The sequence below is a fragment of the Acidisphaera rubrifaciens HS-AP3 genome (assembly GCF_000964365.1).
Taxonomy (GTDB): Bacteria; Pseudomonadota; Alphaproteobacteria; order Acetobacterales; family Acetobacteraceae; genus Acidisphaera; species Acidisphaera rubrifaciens.
The window spans coordinates 1-4,526 of the sequence record NZ_BANB01000394.1 but is presented as its reverse complement, the minus strand read 5'-3'; the positions used below and the strand labels follow the sequence as shown (position 1 = coordinate 4,526).

4 protein-coding genes are annotated in these 4,526 nt (G+C 71.9%); 1 reads left to right on the top strand and 3 read right to left on the bottom strand.

Going from position 1 to position 4,526, the window contains the following annotated elements; all coding sequences use genetic code 11:
• The 3 genes from B8460_RS11705 to tyrS form a co-directional block, all read right to left on the bottom strand.
• On the bottom strand, window positions 1–406 hold a 406-nt coding region (locus tag B8460_RS11705; protein ID WP_048861780.1), incomplete at its 3' end, for a 50S ribosomal protein L11 methyltransferase.
• Window positions 403–2,604 carry an ATP-dependent helicase gene (locus B8460_RS11700; protein WP_148360559.1) on the bottom strand — a complete coding sequence of 734 codons (2,202 nt, stop codon included), beginning with the start codon at window positions 2,602–2,604 and terminating at the stop codon, window positions 403–405. The genes B8460_RS11705 and B8460_RS11700, both read right to left, overlap by 4 nt.
• Window positions 2,605–2,664: 60 nt before the next feature.
• Window positions 2,665–3,909: a tyrosine--tRNA ligase gene (gene tyrS / locus B8460_RS11695; RefSeq protein WP_048861778.1), complete on the bottom strand. Its 1,245-nt coding sequence runs from the start codon at window positions 3,907–3,909 to the stop codon at window positions 2,665–2,667.
• A gap of 75 nt (window positions 3,910–3,984) precedes the next feature.
• Between tyrS and B8460_RS11690 the strand changes: the two genes are divergently transcribed.
• Window positions 3,985–4,526 (top strand): anhydro-N-acetylmuramic acid kinase (locus B8460_RS11690; protein WP_048861777.1); only part of this gene is annotated, 542 nt, incomplete at its 3' end.

Sequence of the window (4,526 nt, the reverse complement as noted above, 5' to 3'; positions counted from 1 at the left end):
CGAAGGCGACGCCGGCATCGAGCACCAGCACGAGGCGCGCCCCGTCGCGCGCCGCCGGCAGATGCGTCCCGCGCACGGTGAAGCGGCGGCCGATCGGCTGCGGCGGAAACGCGGCCTGGGTGCGGGCGAGCCAGCCATCGGCCTCCGTCGCCACGCGCTGCGCCGGCACGTCCACGCCGCTGACCAGGGCCGCGACCGCCAGCGCCGACGCGACGGGCGCCCAGTCGGCCCCGGCCTCGCGCACGCCCTCGATCCGCCAGATGCCGGTCGTGTCGTCGAGGAACAGGCCGACCGTCGCGCAGACCGAAGCCAGCGCCTGCTCGTACGCCTCCACCGCGTCCTCGGGCACGTCGACGGCGACCGTCTCCAGCGGCGCGGCGCGGCGGCGCGCGAGGGCGGCGCTCATGCCGGCTCCACGAAACTGTCGAGCACCCGCTTCGCCCCCGCCTTGTCGAAGGCGACGTCCAGCCGATTGTCGGACGCGGCCGTGACGGTTCCGTAGCCGAACTTCTGATGAAACACGCGCGCCCCCACCGCGAAGCTCGCCGCGCGCGCCGGCCGGGCCGGCATCTCCCAAACGTCGATCGTCTGCTGGCGCCGCGCGGCGAGCGGGAACTGGCCGGCGAACACCGACGGCGCGCGCAGCATCGAGTCCCGCGCGAGTCGCGCCGCGCCGGTCACCGCGACATGCTCGGACGGCAGCTCCTCGATGAAGCGGCTCGGGATGCTGGACTGCCAGTTGGCATAGATTCGCCGGTTGGCCGCATGGCTGATGATCGCCCGCCGCCGCGCCCGCGTGATGCCGACATAGGCGAGCCGCCGCTCCTCCTCCAGCCCCTTGTTGCCGCCTTCGTCGAGGGCACGCTGGTTGGGAAACAGCCCTTCTTCCCAGCCGGGAAGAAAGACGGTGTCGAACTCCAGCCCCTTGGCGGCGTGCAGGGTCATCAGCGACACCCGCTCACCCTCCGACGACTCCTCGTTCTCCATCACCAGGGAGACGTGATCGAGGAAGCCCTGCAGCGTCTCGAAATCGCCGAGCGCGCGGACGAACTCCTTGAGGTTTTCGAGCCGGCCCGGCGCCTCGGCGGATTTGTCGCGCTGCCACATCTCCATGTAGCCGGATTCGTCGAGCATCGTCGCAACCGTCACGACGTACCCCTCGCGCGGCAACGTCTCGCGCCAACGGTCCAGGCCGCGCAGCAGGTCGCGCAGCGCGTCGCGCACGCGCCCCTTCAGCGCCCCCTCGTCCAGCAGGATCGCCGCCGCCGCGAGCAGCGGGATGCCGGCCTCGCGCGCCCGCGCATGCATCGCCCGCAGCGCCGCGTCGCCGACGCCGCGACGCGGCACGTTCACGATGCGCTCGAACGCGAGGTCGTCCGCCGGCTGCACCAGGATGCGGGCATAGGCGATGGCGTCGCGTATCTCGGCCCGCTCATAGAAGCGCAGACCGCCCACGATGCGGTACGGCACGCCGAGCGTGATCAGCCGCTCCTCGAACGCGCGCGTCTGAAAGCCGGCGCGCACCAGGATCGCCATCTCCGACAGGCCGTGCCGGCCGCCCTGGCCGTCGTCGCGCCGCAGCGCCTCGATCCGCTCGCCGACCATGCGCGCCTCCTCGTCGGAGTCCCACAGCCCGACCACGCTGACCTGCTCGCCCGCCGCATCGCGGCGGCCGGGCCGCAGCGTCTTGCCGAGCCGCCCCTCGTTATGCGCGATCAGGCCGGAGGCGGCGGCCAGGATCGGCGCGGTGGAGCGGTAGTTGGATTCCAGGCGCACGACGCGCGCGGCGGGGAAATCCTTCTCGAAGCGCAGGATGTTCTCCACCTCGGCGCCACGCCACGAATAGATCGACTGGTCGTCGTCGCCGACGCAGCAGATGTTGCCGCTCGCCTGCGCCAGCAGACGCAGCCACAGATACTGCACGAGATTCGTGTCCTGGTACTCGTCCACCAGGATGTAGCGGAACTGCCGGTGATACTGGCCCAGCACCTCGGCATTGGTGCGCAGAAGCTCCGTCACGTGCAGCAGCAGGTCGCCGAAATCGCAGGCATTGAGCGCCAGCAGCCGGGCCTGATACGCGGCATACAGGGGGCGCGCGCGGCCGCCCGCGAAATCCGTGTCCTCGGCCGGGGTGACCGCGGCGGGGACGAGGCCGCGATCCTTCCAGCGCTGGATCGCCGCCATCAGCCCGGGCGCCGGCCAGCGCTTCAGATCGACGGACGCCGCCTCCATCACCTGCTTGAGCAGCCGGAGCTGGTCATCCGCGTCGAGGATGGAAAAAGTCGGCGTCAGTCCGAGCAGGGCCGCATGGCGTCGCAGCATGCGCGCGCACAGGGCATGGAACGTGCCGAGCCACAGCCCCTCGGCCGGCCGGCCGAGCAGCACGCCGACCCGCTCGCGCATCTCGCGCGCGGCCTTGTTGGTGAAGGTGACCGCCAGCACCTGCCCCGGATGGGCGCGGCCGGTCAGCAGGATATGGGCGAAGCGGGTCGTCAGGACCCGGGTCTTGCCGGTGCCGGCGCCGGCGAGCACCAGCAACGGCCCGTCCACCGTCTCCACCGCCGCACGCTGCTCCGGGTTCAGCCGGTCGAGATAGTCGGTCATCGCCCGCATATAGAAGCCATGCCGGGCGCGGCCAACCGTGACCGGACGGCGCCGCGCGGTTCAGGCCGGGCGGACCAGCACGTGCTGCTTGCGGCCGGCGGACAGCTTCACCGCCCCGTCGCGCAGATCGGACGCGGTGACCAGCCGGGCCTCGTCGTCCACCACGGTGTCGTTGATGCGCGCCCCGCCGCCGCGTATCAGGCGCCGCGCCTCACCGTTGCTGACCGACAGGCCGGCCAGGGCCAGCAGCCGGAAGACCGGCATCCCCTCGGCCAGCGCCGCCGCGTCGACGGTGACCGACGGCAGCGCCGCGGCGGCGTCGTGCTCCTCGAACGCGCGCCGCGCCGTCTCCGCCGCCCGGGCGGACGCCTCGGCGCCGTGGGCGAGCGTGGTCGCCTCGGTCGCCAGCACCTTCTTTGCCTCGTTGATTTCCGCCCCGCGCAGCGCCGCGAGCCGGGCGATCTCGTCAAGCGGCAGGTCGGTGAACAGGCGCAGGAAACGCGCGACATCGGCATCGTCGGTGTTGCGCCAGAACTGCCAGTAGTCGTACGGGGCGAGACGGTCGGCGGTCAGCCACACGGCGCCCCGCGCCGTCTTGCCCATCTTCGCCCCGCCCGCCGTCGTGATCAGCGGCGTGGTCAGGCCATGGACCGTCCGCGCATCCGTCCGACGCACCAGTTCGACGCCCGAGACGATGTTGCCCCACTGGTCCGACCCGCCGAGCTGCAGCGTCACCCCGTGACGGCGTGCCAGTTCGCGGAAATCATAGCTCTGCAGGATCGAATAGTTGAACTCCAGGAACGAGAGCCCCTGTTCGCGTTCAAGGCGGCTGCGCACGCTGTCGAACGACAGCATGCGGTTGACGCTGAAATGCACGCCCACGTCGCGCAGCAGCTCGATATAGCTCAGCCGGTCGAGCCAGTCCGCGTTGTTCAGCATCACCGCATCCGACGGCCCCTCGCCGAAACGCAGATACGGCGTGAAGCAGCGGCGTATGCCCGCCATGTTGGCGGCGATCTGTTCGTCGCTCAGCAGGCTGCGCGCCTCGTCGCGGAAACTCGGGTCGCCGATGCGGGTGGTGCCGCCGCCGAGCAGGACGACCGGGCGGTGGCCGTGCCGCTGCAGCAGACGCAGGGCCATGATCTGCAGCAGGCTGCCGACATGCAGGCAGTCCGCGGTGCAGTCGAAGCCGATATAGGCGCTGACCCGGCCGGCCGCGAGCGCGGCGTCGAGGCCGGCCTCGTCGGTGCATTGGAACACGAAGCCCCGCTCGGTGGCATCGCGCAGAAAGTCGCTGGTGGGCATCGGGCCGGGCCTGTCAGGGTATGCGTTTCGGATTGCCGGCGTCCGGTAGCACGGACCGGCCGCGGGGGAAAAACCATGCGCGCGATCGGGCTGATGAGCGGCACGTCACTGGACGGCGTGGATGCCGCCTGGGTCGAGACCGACGGCACTCAGGTCGTGCCGGGACCGGGGCTGACGCTGCCCTATGACGCGACGCTGCGCCGCGACCTGCGCGCCCTGCTCGACCGTGCCCCGGCACTACCGGCCGACGACCCGGCGCTTCTGGACGCGACGGAGCGGCTGACGCGGCGGCATGCGGAGGCGGTGCGCGCGCTCATGGCCTCGGCGGCGGCCGGGACGGCGGAGCTGGTCGGCTTTCACGGCCAGACCATCCTGCACCAGCCGCACCGCCGGCGGACCTGGCAGATCGGCGATGCGGCGCTGCTCGCCCGGCTCACCGGGCTGCCGGTGGTGCATGATTTCCGCTCGGCCGACGTCGCGGCCGGCGGCCAGGGCGCACCGCTGGCGCCCGCGCTGCATGTGGCGCTGGCGCGCGGGCTCGACCGCCCGCTCGCGGTGCTGAACCTGGGCGGCGTCGCGAACGTGACCTGGATCGGCGCGGGCGACGGGGACGACGT